Origin of the sequence: Paenibacillus sp. IHBB 3054, from assembly GCF_051594305.1 — a bacterium.
In the GTDB taxonomy this organism is placed as follows: Bacteria; Bacillota; Bacilli; order Paenibacillales; family Paenibacillaceae; genus Paenibacillus_AQ.
Genome location: NZ_JBOFBG010000134.1, coordinates 1 through 777 on the forward strand (window position 1 = coordinate 1; position 777 = coordinate 777).

1 pseudogene is annotated in these 777 nt (G+C 45.8%); it reads right to left on the reverse strand.

The annotated features are described in order from the left end of the window. Positions 1-777: pseudogene (locus tag ACQ76X_RS36075) on the reverse strand (RHS repeat protein); the annotation flags it as partial.

Genomic DNA, 777 nt, shown 5'->3' on the forward strand with positions numbered 1-777 from the left:
AACGTTGATCAGCCGCTGACTGTCAAATTGGTAGTTTACATAAAACCCAAGATTGGAATCGTTTATTTGTGTCATTCGGCCCAGTACATCCAACTGGTTTAAAATGGACGACGAGTGGTTACCCGCACCCGTAGTAGAATATCCAACGGAGTAATCGTTACGTACTTGGTTCATGCTATCCAGGTAACGTTTCTGCGTTGCCCTTAAGGTTCCATTCACATAACTATTGATCGTACGGTACTTTGGCGATCCATCTCCATAGATAACATCGATTTTTTGCGTAGCAGATGTATTATTGATTACTCCACTAACGGAACTGCTCTTAAGTTGACCTCTCTCGTCGTAGTTGTAACTGAACACACTGCCCATACGGTCCGTTTTACCGGTCTGTTGACCCAGATGATTATAGGACACACTTTCGCTTTTGGCGGCGGCGTCCTGCTTCGTCGTCATCAGTCCGATTTCGTTGTAACTCTTCGTGTTTAAGGTTTGTTCCGACTCACCCTTGCCCTGAATGGTCACCTTGGATATTTGTCCATTTCCGTCATAGCTGTACCGTGTGGTCTGATTCAGCGCATCCTTAACACCAGTTAACTGATTTAATGCGTTGTAACTGTAAAGGGTTGTCACGCCAGCATCATTGAGATGGTTCATCGGATCGGTATATCCCGTAAGATTGCCGATAATATCGTAACTGTAGCGTTCTGTGATGGGCTGCGACTGATTCGGCCAATCTCTAAACGTCCGCTTCGAAATCACCCGGCCCCACGGATCATA